2 protein-coding genes and 1 pseudogene are annotated in these 2,301 nt (G+C 72.6%); all 3 read left to right on the top strand.

The features are described 5' to 3' along the window. Nucleotides 1-1,179 (top strand): alpha/beta hydrolase (locus tag ACN675_RS28870; RefSeq protein WP_420754068.1); only part of this gene is annotated, 1,179 nt, incomplete at its 5' end. After that, nucleotides 1,176-1,658, top strand: coding sequence for an LppA family lipoprotein (locus ACN675_RS28865; protein WP_420754067.1), 483 nt, complete (start codon nt 1,176-1,178; stop codon nt 1,656-1,658). The genes ACN675_RS28870 and ACN675_RS28865, both read left to right, overlap by 4 nt. A 63-nt stretch (nt 1,659-1,721) precedes the next feature. Next, a pseudogene (locus ACN675_RS28860) lies at nt 1,722-2,301 on the top strand (hypothetical protein); the annotation flags it as partial.

Genomic DNA, 2,301 nt, shown 5'->3' with positions numbered 1-2,301 from the left:
GCGGCTCTCGACCGCGAGGCCGCGGCCGCGCTCGCCGAGGTCGCTGCCGACCTCGATGTCGGCGGGACACCGTTCGGCGGGATTCACACCCAGGGCCCGGCGATCGTCCCGGTTCCCGGGCCGGGTACCGATCCGCGCGAGGTGATGCGCTGGTGGGAGATGCTCGGGGCGCAGGCCCGCGAGCATCTGCTCGCCAGCCGGCCGGGCGAGATCGGCGGGCTCGACGGGATCCCCGCCGCCGACCGCGACCGCGCGAATCGCGCACTGCTCGAGGGCGAGCGCGTCCGGCTCGAACGCGTCGCCGAGCGGCTGGCCACCGAGCTCGACGGCAACATCTTCGGTGGTCTGTTCAGCAACGCCGACGCCGGCCTCGAACAGACCCGCAGGAAACTCGCCGCGCTCGATGCCGTCGCGGACGTGCTCGCGCGCGGCGACCGGCAACTGCTGGCGCTCGACCTGTCGGGACGCGAGGCGATGGCCGCGGTCGCGGTCGGCGACGTCGACACCGCCCACCATGTCGCGGTGTTCACCCCGGGCGCCGGCTCGACGGTGCAGGGCAATCTCGCCGGCTACGACGAGCAGATCGCGGCGGTCCGCTCCCAGGCCGAACGCGGCCTGGAATCGTCCGGTCGCCCGGACCGTTCGGTCGCGGCAGTGACCTGGCTGAATTATCAAGCTCCGCAATGGGGTTGGGGTCTCGCAGTGACCGAGCAGAGCCCGGTGTCCGATCTCGCGGCGACCCGCGCGGCACCGGGCCTCGCTCAGTTCCTGACGAGTCTCGATGCGCGCGAGGACAATCCGAACGTGACGGCGATCGGGCACTCCTACGGTGCGCTCGTCACCGGCATGGCACTGGTGCAGGGCGCCCCCGCCGATGCCGCGGTGTTCCTCGGCGCGCCGGGTATCGGCACCGACGACGTACACGATCTGGGGCTGGCGCCCGGCTCGGCATTCCTCGTCGAGGCCGACCGTGACCCGGTCGCCGATGTCGGCACGTTCGGCGGCGATCCCAGCTTCCTCGACGGCCTGACCCGGCTGTCGTCGGATCCGGGCATCGGCGCCACGGGTGAGGCGTACCGCGGCTCGATCGGGCACAGTGCCTACCTGACTCCCGGGACGACGAGTTCCTACAACGTCGCACTGGTCGTTGCGGGCCTGGCCGGGCAGGCGGTGCGATGAGGACCCGGCGACTTCTCCCGGTGGCGCTGCTGCTCGCGGCGACCACCGGATGCGCGTCCGATCCCGAATTCCACGCCGTCCCGGAACCGGTCGCGACCACCATCGACGGGGCCGTCGACCACTACCTGCGGGTGCACCACGAGATCGCCGACGCACTGTCCGCGGAATTCCCGGAACTGGTCTTCGGCACCGACCATTCGCGCCTGAACGCGGGGTGCGAGATGTCGGACGGCAGCACCGGCTGGGTCGCGCATCTGCCGCTGCTCGTGTCCGACCACAGCGTGCCCCGCGACGTGGACCGTGCCGTGGAGGTGTTCGATCGTGCCGCTGCCCGGGCCGGATTCCATCAGCGGGTGGCGGTGCCGCCGCTGGCCCGTCGATTCGACGAACGGCGGGTCGCCTCCGACGGCTCGGCGGTCACGTTCGGTGCCGGGGTGTCGACGGTGCTCGGACTCGAGGTCGGCTGCTACCCGCGGTGAGGGCAGCTGTCGGTTACGCTCGGTTGTCCGTCCAGGTGAGTCCGAGCCGGCGAGGGGGATGTCATGCGTGCGGTGCTCGGTGTCGCAGTCGACGACGGGGAGATCAGCGCGGTACTCGTCGACGCCGATGTACCGGCGCTCGGCCCGTTCGATTCGCAGCGCTGGGCCGCGTCCGACGCCGACGACACGACCGCCGCGGCGGTCGGTGCCGTCGCCGCCATGACCGAACGCGCCGAACGCGCGGGGCTGGCCATCGGCCGCATCGGGCTGGTGGCCGATCCCGCCGTCGTCGACGCCGTCCGCGAGGCCGCGTCCGTGGAGGTGACCCCGAGCGAGGTGGACGCGACCCGGTTCGCGTACCTGGCCAATGCCCCCGAACTGGCCGAGACCCCGGTGCTGGCCGTGCACACCCGCAGCGGGGGAGCGGAGACCGTGTCGGTTGTGGACGTCCCCGCCGGCAGCGTGCTGGCGGCGGTGACCCCGGACGGCGACGAACTCGTCGGCTACGCCGACCTGCTGCCGGACGCGATGGACGAGGCGGTCGCCCGCGCAGGCCGATCGCCGCAGGCCCTGGTGTTCCTGGATCTGCGTCCCGGCGACGCCGGTCCCGCCCGGGAACTGGCCACCGTGCTCGGTGTCCCGT

Origin of the sequence: Rhodococcus sp. O3, from assembly GCF_048897285.1 — a bacterium.
In the GTDB taxonomy this organism is placed as follows: Bacteria; Actinomycetota; Actinomycetes; order Mycobacteriales; family Mycobacteriaceae; genus Rhodococcus.
This window is presented reverse-complemented; position numbering and strand designations above follow the sequence as displayed.

Bases quoted from the DNA above. Each gene is read 5' to 3' on its own strand.
- ACN675_RS28865 (WP_420754067.1), top strand. From the start codon at position 1,176: ATGAGGACCCGGCGACTTCTCCCGGTGGCGCTGCTGCTCGCGGCGACC.